This window comes from Sinorhizobium sojae CCBAU 05684, from assembly GCF_002288525.1.
Taxonomy (GTDB): domain Bacteria; phylum Pseudomonadota; class Alphaproteobacteria; order Rhizobiales; family Rhizobiaceae; genus Sinorhizobium; species Sinorhizobium sojae.
In genome coordinates, this window is sequence record NZ_CP023069.1 from 373,693 (window position 1) to 390,229 (window position 16,537).

At 59.7% G+C, this 16,537-nt stretch carries 13 protein-coding genes and 5 pseudogenes; 5 read left to right on the plus strand and 13 right to left on the minus strand.

The window, feature by feature from the left end; translation table 11 throughout:
- Nucleotides 1–224 precede the first annotated feature (224 nt).
- Nucleotides 225–863, plus strand: a pseudogene (locus tag SJ05684_RS29205) (transposase); the annotation flags it as partial.
- A gap of 7 nt (nt 864–870) precedes the next feature.
- Here SJ05684_RS29205 and SJ05684_RS29210 read toward each other — a convergent pair.
- Nucleotides 871–2,060 (minus strand): IS3 family transposase gene (locus SJ05684_RS29210; RefSeq protein WP_086018076.1). Its coding sequence is split into 2 segments (ribosomal slippage): nt 871–1,811 and nt 1,811–2,060, totalling 1,191 coding nucleotides; the frame shifts between segments, so codons are not numbered across the junction.
- 52 nt (nt 2,061–2,112) lie between these two features.
- Here SJ05684_RS29210 and SJ05684_RS29215 point away from each other — a divergent pair.
- A pseudogene (locus SJ05684_RS29215) lies at nt 2,113–3,036 on the plus strand (Mu transposase domain-containing protein); the annotation flags it as partial.
- Between the two features lie 14 nt (nt 3,037–3,050).
- Nucleotides 3,051–3,794 (plus strand): IS21-like element helper ATPase IstB, encoded by a 744-nt coding sequence (gene istB / locus SJ05684_RS29220; protein WP_014857536.1) that lies wholly within the window; start codon nt 3,051–3,053, stop codon nt 3,792–3,794.
- Between the two features lie 158 nt (nt 3,795–3,952).
- Here istB and SJ05684_RS29225 read toward each other — a convergent pair.
- The 12 genes and pseudogenes from SJ05684_RS29225 to SJ05684_RS29280 form a co-directional block, all read right to left on the minus strand.
- A pseudogene (locus SJ05684_RS29225) lies at nt 3,953–4,963 on the minus strand (tryptophan halogenase family protein).
- Nucleotides 4,956–5,789 (minus strand): IS5 family transposase, encoded by an 834-nt coding sequence (locus tag SJ05684_RS29230; RefSeq protein WP_014327878.1) that lies wholly within the window; start codon nt 5,787–5,789, stop codon nt 4,956–4,958. Before SJ05684_RS29230 ends, SJ05684_RS29225 begins: the two are co-directional and overlap by 8 nt.
- A gap of 70 nt (nt 5,790–5,859) precedes the next feature.
- On the minus strand, nt 5,860–6,393 hold the full coding sequence (locus SJ05684_RS29235) for a tryptophan 7-halogenase (protein WP_014857533.1): 534 nt from the start codon (nt 6,391–6,393) through the stop codon (nt 5,860–5,862).
- 429 nt (nt 6,394–6,822) lie between these two features.
- Nucleotides 6,823–7,182 carry an exopolysaccharide production repressor protein gene (locus SJ05684_RS30890; RefSeq protein WP_234818765.1) on the minus strand — a complete coding sequence of 120 codons (360 nt, stop codon included), beginning with the start codon at nt 7,180–7,182 and terminating at the stop codon, nt 6,823–6,825.
- Nucleotides 7,183–7,257: 75 nt separating this feature from the next.
- Nucleotides 7,258–7,434, minus strand: coding sequence for a hypothetical protein (locus SJ05684_RS29245; RefSeq protein ID WP_010875125.1), 177 nt, complete (start codon nt 7,432–7,434; stop codon nt 7,258–7,260).
- A complete protein-coding gene (locus tag SJ05684_RS29250; RefSeq protein WP_014857531.1) occupies nt 7,431–7,634 on the minus strand; it encodes a CCE_0567 family metalloprotein in 204 nt (67 codons plus the stop codon). The genes SJ05684_RS29245 and SJ05684_RS29250 overlap by 4 nt, the downstream gene beginning before the upstream one ends.
- 22 nt (nt 7,635–7,656) lie before the next feature.
- The gene (locus SJ05684_RS29255) at nt 7,657–8,145 is read right to left on the minus strand and encodes a NifX-associated nitrogen fixation protein (RefSeq protein WP_014857530.1); all 489 of its coding nucleotides are present in this window, start codon (nt 8,143–8,145) and stop codon (nt 7,657–7,659) included.
- Nucleotides 8,146–8,397: 252 nt separating this feature from the next.
- On the minus strand, nt 8,398–9,939 hold the full coding sequence (gene nifK, locus SJ05684_RS29260) for a nitrogenase molybdenum-iron protein subunit beta (protein ID WP_042779273.1): 1,542 nt from the start codon (nt 9,937–9,939) through the stop codon (nt 8,398–8,400).
- Nucleotides 9,940–10,034: 95 nt separating this feature from the next.
- Complete coding sequence (gene nifD, locus SJ05684_RS29265; RefSeq protein ID WP_014857528.1) at nt 10,035–11,549, minus strand: nitrogenase molybdenum-iron protein alpha chain; 1,515 nt, start codon at nt 11,547–11,549, stop codon at nt 10,035–10,037.
- A gap of 96 nt (nt 11,550–11,645) precedes the next feature.
- Entirely contained in the window at nt 11,646–12,536 is an 891-nt protein-coding gene (nifH, locus tag SJ05684_RS29270) for a nitrogenase iron protein (protein WP_010875130.1), read from the minus strand.
- A gap of 244 nt (nt 12,537–12,780) precedes the next feature.
- Nucleotides 12,781–12,891, minus strand: a pseudogene (locus SJ05684_RS31160) (LLM class flavin-dependent oxidoreductase); the annotation flags it as partial.
- A gap of 484 nt (nt 12,892–13,375) precedes the next feature.
- Nucleotides 13,376–14,070 (minus strand): annotated as a pseudogene (locus SJ05684_RS29280) (IS6 family transposase); the annotation flags it as partial.
- A 207-nt stretch (nt 14,071–14,277) separates the two neighbouring features.
- Between SJ05684_RS29280 and SJ05684_RS29285 the strand changes: the two are divergent.
- Both SJ05684_RS29285 and SJ05684_RS29290 read left to right on the plus strand, forming a co-directional pair.
- Nucleotides 14,278–14,868: a helix-turn-helix domain-containing protein gene (locus SJ05684_RS29285; protein ID WP_014857526.1), complete on the plus strand. Its 591-nt coding sequence runs from the start codon at nt 14,278–14,280 to the stop codon at nt 14,866–14,868.
- Nucleotides 14,861–16,090, plus strand: a complete 1,230-nt coding sequence (locus SJ05684_RS29290; RefSeq protein ID WP_014857525.1) for a type II toxin-antitoxin system HipA family toxin — start codon at nt 14,861–14,863, stop codon at nt 16,088–16,090. Before SJ05684_RS29285 ends, SJ05684_RS29290 begins: the two co-directional genes overlap by 8 nt.
- The last annotated feature ends 447 nt before the right edge of the window (nt 16,091–16,537 follow it).

Below are 16,537 nucleotides of genomic sequence, written 5' to 3' on the forward strand. Positions count from 1 at the left end.
GAAGCAAGACCCTGGTACACGGCTTCGGCCGCGGAGTGGGCTTTTGTGTGACGATTTGCGGATTCCGACCTGAAGCCGGCCACCATTCCGATCAAAATCCGGCCACCGTTCCGATTTGAAGCCGGCCACGATTCCAATCAAAGACCGGCCGGTTTCCGGCTCTGAAGATACCCCTTGGGTCAGCAACTTTGGCATCAAGCCTCCCGTTACACGAGGAGAGTTTGATGCCAGCGAAGAGAAGGCTGACCATGCGACAATTACGACAGATGCTCCGGCTTGCCGGAAGCGGGACAAGCAGCCGAGAGATTGCGGTGATCCTCGGCGTTGCCCGCAGCACCGTCCAGGATAACCTGAAGCGGGCTGCGATGGCGGGGCTGAGCTGGCCATTGCCGGGAGAGCTGACAGACGATGCTCTTGAGTCTCGGCTTTTCGCCCGCGCCGGCGTCAAGCAGGGCCAACGGCGACGTCACGAGCCGAACTGGGCACAGCTCTCTATCGAATTGAAGAAGCCCGGCGTGACACTGCTGATCCTGTGGGAGGAATATCGCAGCGTCCATCCCGATGGTTATGGCTATAGCCGTTTCTGCGAGCTGTTCCGCGGGTTCGAGCAGCGCCTTTCGCCGACGATGCGCCAGGAGCATGCGGCCGGCGACAAGGTCTTCGTCGACTATTCCGGTAAGAGGGTGCCGATCGTCGATCGCAAGACTGGCGAAGTCCGCGAGGCGGAGCTGTTCCTTGGCGTGCTCGGCGCATCGAGCTACACCTTCGCCGAGGTGACCTGGACCCAGACCTTACCGGACTGGGTCGGCTCACATGTGCGCATGTTCGCCTTCTTCGGCGGTGTGCCCCGCCTGACCTTGCCCCCAACTTTTATCCGATTTTGAGTTCGCTCCAGCGGTTTTTGGTTGCTGTATTTGGGGCGGTAGCGGCGGGTTGCGGTGCGGAGCCATTTCGGCTGCGCAGCACCGCATCACGTCGCGGGTTGATGGTCTGAGCGAACTCGGCAGGGGTCAGCCAGCCGAGGCCGGAGTGTGGTCGGCAATCGTTGTAATCGCTGCGCCAGTTTAAAAGCGCTGAGCGAGCATGAGAAAGTGACGAGAACAGGGTTTCATTCAAGAACTCGTCTCGCAGCCGCCCATTGAAGCTTTCGATGAAGGCGTTCTGGATCGGCTTGCCAGGCGCGATGTAGTGCCAATCCACCTTGCCCCGGTCCGTCCATTGCAGGATCGCGTTGCTGGTGAATTCGCTGCCGTTGTCGCTGACGATCATCCTGGGCTTGCCGCGTGCCTGGATGATCCGGTCCAGCTCACGGGCAACCCGCAGGCCGGACAGCGAAGTATCGGCGATGAGGCCCAAGCATTCTCTGGTGCAATCGTCGACGACCGTCAGAATCCGGAACCTGCGTCCATCGGTGAGTTGATCCGACACGAAGTCCAGCGACCAACGATCATTGGCAGTCATCGGGATCAGCATCGGCGCTCGGGTGCCAATCGCTCGCTTACGGCCGCCGCGCTTGCGCACCGTCAGCTTCTCCTCCCGATAGAGCCGGAAGAGCTTTTTGTGGTTCACTAGGTGTCCCTCACGTCTGAGCAGCACATGAATGCGTCGATAGCCGAAGCGGCGGCGTTCATGTGCCAGCGCCTTCATTCGCTCGCGAAGGCCATGATCGTCGCTGCGCCTGGTTTCATAACGGATCGTCATTCGGCAAAAGCCGATGGCTTTACACGCCCGCCGTTCGCTCATCCCATGTTGGCTCATCAGATGCGCGACAGCACTCCGCTTGGCTGCGGGCGTCACCACTTCTTTCCCAAAAGGTCTTTCAGAGCAGCATTGTCGAGCATCGCATCCGCCAGAAGCCGCTTCAGCTTCGCGTTCTCGTCCTCCAGCGTCTTCAGCCGCTTGGCTTCGGACACGTCCATGCCGCCGAATTTGGCCTTCCATTTATAGATGCTCGCATCGCTGACGCCGTGCTTGCGGCAAAGCTCCGAGACCGGCGTGCCCGCCTCGTGCTCCTTCAGAATCCCGATGATCTGTTCGTCTGTGAAACGGTTGCGCTTCATTCTCTGGTCCTCTCAATGGGCCAGAGCTTACTTCAAAATGGATTATTTCAACGGGGCAAGGTCACGCCTGGTCGTGCCCGACAATCTGAAGTCCGGCGTCAGCCGCGCCAGCTTCTACGATCCCGAGATCAACCGCAGTTACGGCATGATGGCGTCCCACTATGGTGTCGGCGTTCTGCCGGCCCGACCGCGACGCCCGAAGGACAAAGCGAAGGTCGAGAACGGCATGCGCTTCGCCCAGAGTTGCCTTCTCGGCCGCTTGCGCAAACAGACGTTCTTCTCGCTCGCCGAGGCCAATGCCGCAATCGCCGACGTGCTGGAGCGCATCAACAATCATGTCATGCGCCGGTTGGGTGTCAGCCGCCGCCATCTCTTCGAGACGGTCGAACGCGCGGCGCTCGCAAGCTTGCCCGCCGAGGAGTACGAGTTCGCCGAATGGCGCTTTGCGCGGGTCTCGACGGATTACCATGCCGAGTTCAGGAGCTTCTTCTATTCCGTCCCGCACGCGCTCATTCGTCAGCAGGTCGATATCCGGGCGACCGCGCGAATGATCGAGATCTTCCATCGCGGCAAACGCGTCGCGGTCCATCAGCGCCGCTATGGCGGGCCGCGCTATGGAACAGACCCCGCGCACATGCCGAGCTCCCACCGCCGATACGCCGAATGGACGCCGGAGCGCTTCCGGCGCTGGGGCGCGTCCATCGGTCCGCAGACCGAAGGGCTGATCGTCGCCATTCTCGCCAGCCGGCCACATCCCGAGCAAGGCTTCAGAACATGCCTCGGCATCCTGCGCCTCTATCGCGACCTCAGCCGCGAGCGCGCCGAGGTCGTTTCGGCACGGGCCGTCGAGATCGGCGGCCTGACCTGCAAGACGATTGCCTCGCTCATCGCAACCCACAAGGCCCTCAGACATTCCACCGAACCCGCCGCCGTCATGGAACACGCCAATCTGCGTGGCCCCGGCTACTTCCATTGAGGAGACACCTGATAATGCTGACCAATCCCACCATCGACATGCTGCGCGAACTCGGCCTGACAGGCATGGCCAGCGCCTATCAGGAGCTCGAGGCGCAGCCGGAAGCCAGACACCTCGAGCATGGCGAATGGCTCGCTCTGCTGCTCGAACGCGAGGCGACCACGCGCCGCCAGAAGCGCTTCGAGGCAAGGGCTCGCGCCGCGAGGCTGCGCCATGATGCCCAGATCGAGAACATCGACTTCCGCGCCGCCCGCGGCCTCGATCGCAATCTCGTCCTGAAGCTCGCCAACTGCGACTGGATCAGGCAACACCATAGCCTCTTGCTGATCGGACCCGCCGGCGTCGGCAAGAGCTGGCTGGCCTGCGCGCTCGGACACAAGGCATGCCGCGAGGACTTCTCCGTCGCCTATCATCGCCTGCCCAGGCTGTTCGCCACCCTTGCGCTGGCGCGCGGCGACGGCCGATATCCCAAGGTCCTCAAGGCGCTCGCCAGAACCGACCTGCTCATCCTCGACGACTGGGGTCCGGAGAAGCTCAACGACGAGCAGCGGCGCGATCTCCTGGAGATCGTCGAGGACCGCTACGAGAAGCGATCCACCATCGTCACCAGCCAGGTGCCCGTCGATCACTGGTATGACATGATCGGCAATCCTACGATCGCCGATGCAATCCTCGACCGCCTTGTCCACAACGCCTACCGCATCGAACTGCACGGCGAGAGCTTGCGAAAGCAGCGTCAAACACCATCCGCCGCTTGACCGCGCGACAATCACGCGCCATGCAAAACAACGGCCCAGGGGAGCATCAACTGGCCGGCTTCAGATCGGAATGGTGGCCGGAATGAAATCGGAATAGGTGGCCGGCTTCGTTTCGGAATCAGCGGCCGACTTCACCGGAATACGCAACGATTAGTGCATCATCCCCTCGTGCTGCTGATCTTGGCTATTGTTCCCTTCAGCCGATCAACATAGGCCTGGACCTCACTTCGACTTTCCGTCGAGAGCCTGCGTAGTTCGGCGCATGCGGCCGCCTGCGGCACTACTCCTAGAGGGACCGCCACTGAAATCCAATCAATTTCGTGGAAGAGGCTCTGCCATCCGCTTCCGACATACGGTTGGATATCGATAAAGCGCGGTGTCCGTTTTTGGAAGCAAGCCCTCAGGTTGGCATATCCTTCCGGCAACTCGGCTGCGGCAAGATCTCGCCAAAACGGTGTGTCAATTCGCTTGGAATCGTAGTGCAGCCTCAGGAAGTCCCGAACACCCGTTTAGCACCGTGCGTTCGCGCTGTTATAGCCTTCGATGGCCCGAGCGGGCACAATGCCGCTTCCGTTGGCGAGAATGCGCTCCAAATTCCTTAACGCTTCGAAGGTGTGGGCGGCAAGTGCAGCCTCCAGGGGCTCAACAAAACCCGACGCCGTTCCCAAAGCCACGAAATTGTTAACCCATGCGGTCGAAAAGTAACCTTGATCCAGCGAAAGCTCGTGTTTCGCCTCCACACGGAATCCATAGTGATTCTCAACCTCGGCGATTGCCATCGCAGCGTCCGCATATCTGCTGCTGAATGCATAACCGGCACTGATCGAGCGATTCAATGGGGCTTCCCACATCCATCCGGCTTTCATGGCGGTAGCACGGGTAACGGGGGATGATGCCCGCGGCTCAAGCTCAAAGATGATCGCACGATCAGTAGGCAGCACATTTGCGAACGAACACCAGCGCGTATTAAAGACTTTGCCGAGACCCAATCTGGCAAATCCGGACGCATCGACGGCGAAGTCGACTTCAAGTTCTTCGCCTCCGAGCTGGAAAGCGTTTACATGCCCTCGGTCGTCGAGTCTCATCCCGTGTACCACAGCCCTACGAGAAGTGATCCCACGTGCCAGTCCGACACGCCTTAGAGCCTGACTCGAAAAGGTCTCAACAATATCCGTACCTTGCCAAGCGTCGTGTCAGGACCCGGATGTGGGCGATAGTGATCCAAGCCTCGGCTGATGCGATGGACTTCTCCCAATCCTTAGCCAATCGTCGGCATCTGCCAAGCCATGCGAAGGTGCGCTCCACGACCCAGCGCCGCGGCAGAACTTCGAAGCCCTTGGCCTTGTCGGTCCGCTTGACGATCTGGAGAGTGAAGGCAGCGATCTTTTGGAGTGCGCCCTTCAGCTTCGGTCCGGCATAACCACCGTCGGCGAAGATATGTCTCAGCCACGGCCAGCGCTTGAGAATGGTTTTGAGGACGGCAGGTGCGCCGTCGCGATCTTGGATATCGGCGCTGTGAACCCTGAGGCCGACCATCAACCCGAGCGTGTCGACGACGATATGACGCTTCCGTCCCTTGATCTTCTTGCCCGCGTCATAGCCCGAAATTCCGCCGCTTTCCGTGGTTTTCACGCTTTGACTGTCAATCACGCCAGCAGATGGCGAGGCTTCCCGGCCTTCCAATTCGCGCGCCTCCATCACAAGATGATGGTTGATCCGACCCCATAACCCTGTCGCTCGCCATTCGTAGAAATAGGACTGGACAGTTGTAAAAGGCGGAAAATCCTTGGGCATCATCCGCCACTGGCACCCCGTCGTGGCGATGTAAAGCAACGCATTCACGACCTCGCGAAGATCGGTGCTGCGCGGCCTGCCCAACCGCCGCGGTCCAGGCAGGCAAGGCGAGATCAATCCCCATTCCCGGTCCGTCAGATCGCTTGCATACCGCCTTGCGCGTCGGGCATATTGCCGACGGGTGAAATCAGTCCAGCCCATTGTGGTCTCCGTTCGTCCTAAGCAAACAAACAGAATCACAACTGGCTGATTTCACTCAACTCTTTTTCGGTCAGGCTCTTAGGTATCGCTCGAAGCCGGCGTGATTGAAGTGAAACGAAGGGTAGAGTCCAGACTCACCCGTTGCCAGCAACTCGTCGATTTCCACTTGCGATGCCTTCTTTATGATTAACTCAAAGCCAGGGATGCACGTGTGAAGGTTCTCACCTGCGGCAATTCTCGCCGACAGCAGAGGGAAGAAACCGCCGACGCGACATTCGATTTCCGGTATGCCCGATCCGCCGAACATGCGGTAGTAGCGATCCGGGATTCCTCCACCCCTCCAATTCTCATAGAGCACACCAAGCTTGTGGGTGGCGCCGGCTTCACCAATGAAAACGTCCAGGTCGAGCTCATTGCGACACAACGTGTCAATCAGGTTGAGCGAGCCCCCCTCCCCTGGGCCAAGCGGAAACACCGTCGGAGCCTCTATGACCGTTACATCGACATCAACGTCGAAAACACGGCGAAGCGCTATCGCTGCAAGCCAACCGACAATGCCGCCGCCGATAATTCCTATGCGCTTCGCATTCGTCAGATCCAGCATCACTTTTCACTATCGTCAAGATTATGTTAAGAGGCGGCGCATCTGCAGAGAGAACCAACAGTAAGACTCAATGTAGGATCATCTGAAGCGGTAGCATTCCCCAGATTGTGCCGTCGGGCAGCAATCCGGCAGCGCTAACCTGAGCAAAGGCGCCAACGTATTCTCGGCGACTACCATGATCAGCTCCATTGATTGGAAGGTCCTTGGCGACATTACGCAGATTCCATGTTCGCTTTCCAGAAAGGCTGCAGCTTACGCACTCTCTTGTTCCGCGCTTCAAGGGCTGACGCGGTCGCACGGCGCTGGTCCTCGGTGACAGTGAAGTCGGCCAGAAATCCAGCGTGGGCACTTGTCCTTGCACACCGAAAGCAAACCTCAGCGGGGATTTAGCCGCACGAGAGAGATTTCATGAAGCGGTTAGCAAGGGGCCTATCGAGAGTCCTCGTCCTCGAAGCACGGATCCCCATCAGTGCGCCCGTGAGTGCCCGCTATACGAGGGTCCCCCGGCTGTCCCTCTCCATGGAATTGCCCGGTCGTTTGACGAGCTCTCCGGGCGCAGTGAGCCCGCCAGAGCAGAAAGAGTACGTGTCCGAAATATGCTAGCTGCAGAAGCAGCGAACCAACCACAGTCGTGACGACTGCGTCACTGATGGACCCCGTTACGAGGTAGACTATAAGAGTGTTGGCGCATAGGAACAGCCATAGAATTCGATGAAAGATACCAAAAGACAACGCCGTTTTCCTGGTTTTGTTTGTGGGATCATGCGGCAATGTCGTCGGCCGCAACATGATTCTGGCGGTTTGGCCAAACACGCACTCCGGCTCCGCAGCCGATACAGCGGCCGGCGCTGTCGCCGGACATGATCACATGATCTGGTTGCTGGAATGATCGTCCTCGGCATCGCAAAAGACCGAGAATTTCACCTGCGTCATTGATCCCGTGAAGGTGCATACCTCGCGCCCCGAGTCAGCAGCCGCAGCCGATGCATAATAGATATTCCGGCACCAGCTGAAGCGGCGGGTCACGAACGAGCTTTTCATCGTGAATTCTCCGACGCGGCGAGTTCTCTTTTGGCAGCGTCCAACTGAGCAAAAGCGTCGAATGTTTTTTCGGCGACGCCCACTATTTCGGTCCAATAGTTCGGAAGGCACTCGGCAAGGTCATGCAATTGCGTCTTCGCAGTCGCAGCGCGTGACTGCAGTTTTTGAACCCTCTGCTTGAGTTTTTCAAGATCTGTCATGGTCTTATTCCTTGCAGGCACATTATGCCCGCGCCACGTCCGGATAAGCTTCGATGCTTTTGATCGCATCCTTGACCAACTTCGTGCCAGTCTTGGCGCATTTGCCAAGTGTATTGAAGCCGAAACGGTGAGCGTCACGTAGGGTCTTCGACAGCACCACCAGCCGCCTGGTTGTGAAGAGCACTCGGCCGATGCCCTCATCGCTGATCTCCAGCGTTCGCGAGATCAAAAGCCCCGAGCGCTCCTCGATAGCGACGCCGACGGCGGCGTAAAAAAGGTCGAGCCTCAACAGCACGTCCGGCTCGGGGTCGCCGATGACGGGGATGGCTCGCCGCTGCTCCTCCGTAACTGTGAAGTTGGCCAGCAACTCGGCGTCACATTTATCCCTCCATAATCCGTAGGAATCCTGAGCGCGGACCAACCGCGCGAGGCATTTCATGAAAGGAGTGGCCAACGATCCATCGTCACTGACAGCTCGAGTAAACCGGGGATCAGATAACGCTGTCATCATTTAGTCCTCGTCCTGAAGCACGGGCCCTCTTTAGTCGAGGCGATCCCGTGAGTGGCCGACAATACTACACAACCGTCTGTCTCTCTCCATGCAAAATTCATATGCCGCTATGCCCCTTTAGAATGATCAGGTGGCTGTCCGAATGCACTTCCGAGCGCAGTTCCGATAGCGCATGAGCTAAACGATCAGCCCATTTCAACGCTCGCGATCCCATGGTGCGGCTCCCGGGCCGGCGTTTTGCCGACCGCCGCTCTAGCGGGTCAGGTCATAGGAATAATCGGTCACCGCCGTCTGCATCGTTTCGCGATCGAGGCGGTCGAAGATCGTGTCGAGGATCGTCGTCAGCAGGCGCAGGCCGCCCTGGTAGCCCATGAGCGGAAAGCGGTGGTGGTGGTGGCGGTCGAAGATCGGGAACATCAGCCGGATCAGCGGCGTGCCGGTATCGCGCTCGAGATACTTGCCGTAGGAATTGCCGATCAGCAGGTCGACCGGCTCGGTGAAGAGCAGCGAGCGCAAGGCCCAGAGATCCTTTCCCGGCCAGACCTTTGCCTGCTTGCCGAAGGGAGAAGAGGCGAGCAGCTCGGTCATCTCGGCCTGCCAGGCCGCCGTGCCGTTGGTGGCGAGGCAATGCCGCGGCTCGCCGCCGGTCTCCATGACGAAGCGGGCCATGGCGTAGACGAAGTCCGGATCGCCGTAGATCGCGTATGTCTTGCCATGCAGCCAGGATTGGCTGTCGGCCATGGCGTCGACCAGCCGGCCGCGTTCCAGGCGTATCGTCTCGGGGATTTCCCGGCCGGAAATCGCCGACACCTTCATCAGGAACGCGTCGGTGGCGTTGATCCCGAGCGGGTAATGGAAGACGGCGGTGGCCTGACCGACCTCCCGGCAATATTCGAGCGTCTTGCGGCTGTTGTAGTGCTGCAGCGACAGCGTCGCCTCGGCATTGAGTGCCGCCCTCAGCGCCTTGATCGTCGTGCCCCCGTCATACATGCGGTATTCGCCGTCGGACGGCGTATCGAACTGGTCGGAGGCATCCTGGATGAAGGTGTAGGACACGCCCATCAGGGTGAGCAGGCGCTGGAGCTCGCGGTTGTTGCCGACGCAAAAGCCGTCGAAGCCCGGGATGATGTTGATCGTGCCGGCCGCTTGCGTGCGCGCCTGGCCCTTCCAGAAGTGCTCCAGGATGCCCTTGACCATGCTGTCATAGCCGTCGACATGGCTGCCGACGAAGGCGGGCGTGTGAGCGAACGGCACGTCGAATTCGGGCGGGACTGCGCCTTCGCTCTTGGCGTTCTCAATGAAGCCATGCAGGTCGTCGCCGATGACCTCGGCCATACAGGTGGTGGAGACGGCAATCATCTTCGGATCGTAGAGCGCGTAGGTATTGGCGAGCCCGTCGACCAGGTTCTTCAGGCCGCCGAACACCGCCGCATCCTCGGTCATCGAGGACGAAACGGCCGAAGCCGGCTCCTTGAAGTGGCGCGACAAGTGCGAGCGATAATAGGCCACGCAGCCCTGACTGCCATGGACGAACGACATCGTCCGCTCGAAGCCGGCGGCTGCGAACACCGCCCCCAACGGTTGACAGGCCTTGGCGGGGTTGACGACGAGCGCCTCGCGGGCGAGGTTTTTCTCGCGATATTCCCAGCCCTTGCTGTATTCGCGCTGGTCCGTGACGAGCCGTTCGGGGTGCGGACATTCGAAGTTCAGCTTCTTCTCCGCGAGCATCTGCCGGTATTCCGGCTCGCGAAACAGCGGCGCATGGTCGAGTATCTTCTCAGCCGATTGCGGCATGGTGTTTGACCCTTCTTGATCTGGCCTCTTAGGCCAGGGATGTTCGAGAGGTTTCCGGTCTTGCCGCGGTCCTCGTGCCGCGCAAGACCGGACGATCATTCGGCTGCAACTGCGGCCGTCGGCACGGTCATTTTCTTCCAGGGCGCGTCGTAAAGATCCCAGACCGGATTGTTGATGGCGAGATCCATGTCGCGGGCGAAGATGGCGAAGCCGTCATAGCCGTGATAGGGGCCGGAATAATCCCAGGAGTGCATCTGGCGAAACGGGATGCCCATCTTCTGCACCGGATACTTCTCCTTGATGCCGGAGCCGACCAGATCGGGGCGGATCCGCTCGATGAACGTGTCCAGTTCGTAACTGGTCGCGTCGTCATAGATCAGCGTGCCCGTCTTCACGTAGTGGCCGGTGCGCTGATAGTCGTCGTTGTGGGCGAATTCGTAGCCGGTGCCGACGATCTGCATGCCGAGGTCCTCATAGGCGGTGATGACGTGGCGGGGGCGCAAACCACCGACATAGAGCATCACTCGCTTGCCCTGGAGGCGCGGCCAGTACTTGTCGATCACGGCGTCGACCAGCGGCCGGTACTTGGCGATGACCCTCTCGGCCCGTTCTTCGATCGTCGGGCCGAAATGCCTGGCTATCTTGCGCAGAGAGGCTTCGATCTGGGAGGGGCCGAAGAAGTTGTATTCCATCCAGGGGATGGCGTATCTTTCCTCCATGTGCCGGCAGATGTAGTTCATCGACCGGTAGCAGTGGATGAGGTTGAGCTTGGCCCTGGGGGCCCGCTCCACTTCCGCGAGCGTGGCGTCGCCCGACCAGTTGCCGACGACGCGCAGCCCGATCTCCTCGAGCAGGATGCGCGACGCCCAGGCGTCGCCGCCGATGTTGTAATCGCCGATGACGTTGACATCGTAGGGACCGGTTTCGAACTCGACGTCCGTCTTGTCGTCCGCCTTGTCGAACACCCAGTCGCGGATGGCGTCGTTGGCGATGTGATGGCCGAGCGACTGCGAGACGCCGCGGAAGCCTTCGCAGCGCACCGGCACGATCGTCGTTTCGTGTTCGACGGCCTTCTTGCGCGACACCGCTTCGATGTCGTCGCCAATCAGGCCGATCGGACATTCGGACTGGATGGTGATGCCGTTGTTGAGGGGAAACAGCTCCTCGATCTCGTCGATGACCTGTTCCAGCTTCTTGTCGCCACCAAAGACGATGTCCTTCTCCTGAAAGTCGGAGGTGAACTGCATCGTCACGAAGGTGTCGACGCCGGTGGTGCCGACATAATAGTTGCGGCGCTGCGACCAGGAATACTGACCGCAGCCAACCGGGCCGTGCGAGATGTGGACCATATCCTTGACCGGGCCCCAGACCACGCCCTTCGAGCCCGCATAGGCGCAGCCGCGGATCGTCATCACCCCGGGGATCGACTTGATGTTCGACTTCACGTCGCATTCGGAGAGGGTCTCGCCCTCCTCCCCGACCGCCTCGCGGTCCGATGCGACACTGAGGTGCTTTTGGCGACGCTTGGCCGCCTTGTGTGGGTACTGCGACAGCACTTGCGTGATCAGCTCCTGATGGAGCGCACTGTCATTCTCGTAATCGAGGCTCATTGGGCCTGCCCCCTTTTTTGCGTGTCCTCCAAGAAGAGGCACCATTGGTGGAATGTCGCACCGGATCACCGTCCCGGGCAGCGTCTGCGGCGGCGGTCACTGGGCCGCTGCCGCCGCTTCCTTGGCCTGAAGTTCGGCAAGCATCTGCTCGTCGGTCTTCATGACGCCGAAATCGAGCAGCATGTCCTCCAGCTCCTCCATGGTGATCGGGGTCGGGACGGTGCCCTGGCCGGAATTGGCATGGATCTTGTCGGCCAGCGCGCGATACTCCGCAGCCTGTTGCGACTCCGGGGCATACTGGATCACCGTCATCTTCCTGAGCTCGGCGTGCTGGACGATGTTGTCGCGCGGCACGAAGTGGATGAGCCTGGAATTGAGCTTGGCCGCCAGCGCCTCGGCGAGATCGAGCTCGCGGTCCGTCTGGCGCTCGTTGCAAATCAGCCCGCCGAGCCGCACGCCGCCCGAATGGGCGTATTTGAGGATCCCCTTGGCGATGTTGTTGGCGGCATAGAGCGCCATCATCTCGCCGGACATGACGATGTAGATTTCCTGCGCCTTGTTCTCGCGGATCGGCATCGCGAAGCCGCCGCACACCACGTCGCCCAGCACGTCGTAGGAGACGTAGTCGACATCGTCATAGGCGCCATTTTCCTCCAGGAAGTTGATCGAGGTGATGACGCCGCGGCCGGCGCAGCCGACGCCCGGTTCGGGGCCGCCGGACTCGACGCATTTGATGCCCTTGTAGCCGACCTTGAGCACGTCCTCGACCTCGAGATCTTCCACCGATCCCTCCTTGGCCGCCAGATGCAGGACCGTGTCCTGCGCCTTCGCGTTGAGGATGAGCCGGGTGGAGTCGGCCTTGGGATCGCAGCCGACGATGAGGATCTTCTGCCCGAGGTCGACAAGGGCGGCGAGCGTGTTCTGCGAGGTGGTGGACTTGCCGATACCGCCCTTGCCGTAAAACGCGATTTGACGCAGACCTGCCATGTTGCTTTCCTTCGTTGTTCGAAACCATCGCGGTTGCCCGCAACACGAATACAGCGGCAGCTTCAAGCCGCCTGCACAAGAGTGGCTACAAGACCCGTGCCAAGTCGAGGAGGGTGAGCCCAGCAGAAGCTGGTTTACTTTCTTTTACAGCTACTTAGATTAGGAGAAGTAGCCGACCCAGACGCAAGCCTGTGTCGCGGAGCCGACAATTTCACAAACAATTGTCGAAAGCGTCCGACGCGCCAATGGTCGTAGTCAAACCGGCGCAGTGGGTCACGATCGACAAAGGCGACGGACCGCTGTAGTCGTCGAAGTGGTGCTCGGCGAACCAGGCTGTGCTGAAGCCGGCTTGCAGACTGTCCTACGATTCATGACAGCCGCGCTGGGCGGCCAGGATAGATGTTGCGAACTTGATAGTCGCTTCGTTTGCAGATCAGGCGCCGTGCAGGTCGCGGTGCCACGTGTCATTCGGCCGGCGCTGACGGTGTGGTCCCCATTAGGACGCGTCAGGCGAGGCCAGAAATCGTCCCCAGTTCATCGTCCCCAGTTCATCACCCCTGCCTTTCGTGAGCCGCGGCCTACGCGACGTCCATTCGTGATCCGGTGTATGTTGCGCGGTTGGGTCTTCGAGACTTGAGGGAGCTGGATGAAGATCAACGTGACTACTTGTGCGCAAGGACCTACGCTGCGGTGCGCACAAGAGACCGGAGCAGCAACCTTGGGGCCGATGTGATCCCTGAATGCGCAATGGGGAGGTGCCCCCTTCCGGCACTGTAAAGTTATCAGCGGATTGATGCAGCGATAGCTGGCGGGGACGGCTGTCAGGCTGCGGCGACACACGCGATTTTGCTCCAGATTTGCATGGCGGCGTTACGCAGGTCTTGATGTTGAGCCGATGACAGCGTATTGCGGGGAAAGTGGAACAGGTTGGCAATCGGATCATGGAAACGAACCGCTGAAGCTGGCGTGCCGACTTGAAGCGTTTCATGGTCCTTTCGCGTCGTCGGGTCGGCTGGTGCGAATTTTCCGCTCGATTATTTAGGCCTTTGTGCGACCGGTGTTCGACACCGGGCATGAGGTCGCGCCTGGCGGCATCATAGGACCGGAGCTTGTCGGTGATCATGACCCGTGGTGTCCGCCCTTGAGCCTTCAGCAACTTGCGCATCAGGCGCTTTGCCGCCTTGGCATTTCGGCGGCTTTGCACCAGCACTTCGAGGACGAAGCCGTCCTGATCGACGGCACGCCAGAGCCACTGCTTCTTGCCATTGATGGCCACCACACATTCGTCGAGATGCCATTTGTCGCCCAGGCAGCCGGCTGACCGTCGCTTGATCTCCCGGGCGAAATGCCGTCCGAATTTCTCCGCCCAGCTTCGAATGGTCTGATGCGTGACGATGATGCCGCGGGACGCCAGCATGTCCTCAACCATGCGCAGGCTGAGCGGAAAGCGAAAGTAGAGCCATACCGCGTGCGCAATGATCTCAGCGGGATAGCGGTGGCGACGATAAAGCGGATCACGAGCAACTTCTGACATGGCCCATGTACGCACATCTTCCTCAGCCGTCGGTTAACTTTACGGTGCCGAGCTGATGGGTAACTGTGAGTCCTAAGCTGCAAGTTGATATATAATTCCATATAAGTCAGCGTTTTGATACGGTTTTGTATATCGGCATTGCATTGCTCTGAGAATCCTCTATATATTATCCTGTATGTTTCGCATCCTGCGATACAGGATAATGATATGGCATATAAAACGGAGCATATAACGCAGCAGCTGCGCGCTGCGCGCGAAGCGCAGAAAATGAGCCAGCGCGAGCTGAGCGCACGATCGGGCCTGACGCAAAGCCATATTTCTCAGATAGAACGGGGCACCATGGAGCCCGGACTTGGCAGCCTAGTGGATGTGGCGCGCGCGCTCGACCTCGAGATAGTCCTTGCCCCGAAAAAACTGATGCCGGCAATCCGCAATATCCTCGATAGTGCATCGGCATCGAGTGATGTCCTGACATCCGACCAGCGCAAACTGGTGGGGCGCCTTGAGCGGTGGTTTGCGCAGCACAGGGGCGGGTTCGGTAGTGCTTCCGAGGCAGATACATTCAAAGATAGCCTCGCGCTCTTACGGCATCTTCCTCTGTCGGCCGAGGAGATGGACACATTCAACGAGGCGACTGCACGCCTCGAACGGTGGCAGGCTGATCCTCCATCCCGTCAGGAACTGAGCAGGATCGCACATGCCGTAAGACACCTACGCAACGCCGCGGTGCACCGCGACCGTGACGACGCGGTCCCTCGCTCGGCCTATGCGCTGGATGAGGAAGACGATAATGCCTAAGGTCACGGTACTCGATGTCAGGCTGTATGGGGAACCGGTTTCGACCCTGACGAATCTGCAGGACGGGCGCACCATCTTCGCGTTCAACGAGGCTTATATCGAAGACGAAAAGCGGCGGACGCTTAGCCTGTCCCTGAAAGACCCGTTCGGGGCGCTCATCACGAAGTTCAGGCCGTACAATATGGTGGTCCCTCCCTTCTTCTCGAACCTACTGCCGGAAGGACCGCTGCGCAAATACCTCGCTGATCGTGCGGGTGTGAAGCCGTCGCGTGAATTCTTCCTGCTCTGGATGCTCGGCCGCGACCTGCCTGGGGCTGTGACGGTGCATCCCTCCGAAGGGGATGACGCGCCTCCGGATGACGAGCAGGCTATCGTCGAAGCGCGGCCGAACGCGCTGCGCTTTTCGCTGGCAGGTGTGCAGCTGAAGTTCTCGGCCTTTAAGAACGACAAAAAGGGCGGCGGCTTGACCATTCCGGCCGAGGGCACGGGTGGCTCGTGGATCGTGAAGCTGCCGTCTCAGCAATATAGCGGCGTGCCCGAGAATGAGTTCGCGATGATGACCATCGCCCGCATGATGGGTATGGACGTGCCTGAGCTCCAGCTGGTTGATCTCGACGCCGTAAGCGGCCTGCCGCAGGGGGTGGGTGAACTGCACGGGCAGGCGCTGGCGATCAAGCGTTTTGACCGCACGCCGGAGGGAGCGGTGCATATCGAGGACTTTGCGCAAGTCTTCGGCGTCTTTCCCGACCACAAATACGATAAGGGCAATTACCGGATGATCGGCCGCGTGCTGGGGATCGAAACCAGCACGGCCGACGTGGCGGAATTCATCCGGCGTCTAGTCTTCAGCACGCTAATCGGCAATGGCGACATGCACCTGAAGAACTGGTCGCTCATCTATCCTGATCGCCGCACCCCTGCGCTCTCGCCAGCGTATGACTTGTTGTCGACTATCCCTTACATCGAGGGGGAAGATACGGCGGCGCTCAATTTCTCCCGCACAAAAAAGATGGCGGCGCTGTCGAAGGACGAGCTGGCGCATCTGGCTGCGAAAGCGGAGCTTTCCGAAAAGCTGGTGATCGACACGGCGCGCGAGACGGTTGAACGTTTTAGGGCGGTATGGGAGGCGGAAAAGAAAAATCTGCCGATGGCCGCCAAGGTCGCCGACACGATCGATACGCACGCACCGACGGTCGAGCTGTACCGTGAGTTCGCGAAGTAGTGCCTTGCGGCTCGGCATTCAAATTATCGAGCCTTGCTGTATATTCAAGTCGTTAGCCCATCCAAAGGATGGCCGTTGGTTCGAATCCCATCAAGACCCACAAGGCGGAAATGGCACATCGGCCGCATAAGTCCAAAAACTCCGGCCGACGAAGTCCAGGTCGAGTAGCCAGCCTCTTTCCTTCGACATGACGCTGACATCTTGAAGGCCCAAGATGTGCCTCCCAGATGAAAGTCGCTCCGAAAACCGGGGCGTCCGGTTACAGTTCTTTGGACCCGACGGCGGAGGTCATGATGCGGGGATCCTTTAACAACCTGGTCTATGCGCAAAATGGCCGCACTCTCGTGAAGGAAATCTGTTCCGTGAGCAAGCGATCGTCTTCGTGGAGCGAAAGCGACTCGACGCGGAGGATCTCGTCGCCCGCATCACTTGGCAGGCGTTAAGCAA

Excerpts from the sequence above, each read along its gene's own strand:
- istB (WP_014857536.1), top strand. The coding sequence starts at position 3,051 with ATGCTGACCAATCCCACCATCGACATGCTGCGCGAACTCGGCCTGACA.
- SJ05684_RS29230 (WP_014327878.1), bottom strand. The coding sequence starts at position 5,789 with ATGGGCTGGACTGATTTCACCCGTCGGCAATATGCCCGACGCGCAAGG.
- SJ05684_RS29235 (WP_014857533.1), bottom strand. The coding sequence starts at position 6,393 with ATGCTGGATCTGACGAATGCGAAGCGCATAGGAATTATCGGCGGCGGC.
- SJ05684_RS30890 (WP_234818765.1), bottom strand. The coding sequence starts at position 7,182 with ATGTTGCGGCCGACGACATTGCCGCATGATCCCACAAACAAAACCAGG.
- SJ05684_RS29245 (WP_010875125.1), bottom strand. The coding sequence starts at position 7,434 with ATGAAAAGCTCGTTCGTGACCCGCCGCTTCAGCTGGTGCCGGAATATC.
- SJ05684_RS29250 (WP_014857531.1), bottom strand. The coding sequence starts at position 7,634 with ATGACAGATCTTGAAAAACTCAAGCAGAGGGTTCAAAAACTGCAGTCA.
- SJ05684_RS29255 (WP_014857530.1), bottom strand. The coding sequence starts at position 8,145 with ATGATGACAGCGTTATCTGATCCCCGGTTTACTCGAGCTGTCAGTGAC.
- nifK (WP_042779273.1), bottom strand. The coding sequence starts at position 9,939 with ATGCCGCAATCGGCTGAGAAGATACTCGACCATGCGCCGCTGTTTCGC.
- nifD (WP_014857528.1), bottom strand. The coding sequence starts at position 11,549 with ATGAGCCTCGATTACGAGAATGACAGTGCGCTCCATCAGGAGCTGATC.
- nifH (WP_010875130.1), bottom strand. The coding sequence starts at position 12,536 with ATGGCAGGTCTGCGTCAAATCGCGTTTTACGGCAAGGGCGGTATCGGC.
- SJ05684_RS29285 (WP_014857526.1), top strand. The coding sequence starts at position 14,278 with ATGGCATATAAAACGGAGCATATAACGCAGCAGCTGCGCGCTGCGCGC.
- SJ05684_RS29290 (WP_014857525.1), top strand. The coding sequence starts at position 14,861 with ATGCCTAAGGTCACGGTACTCGATGTCAGGCTGTATGGGGAACCGGTT.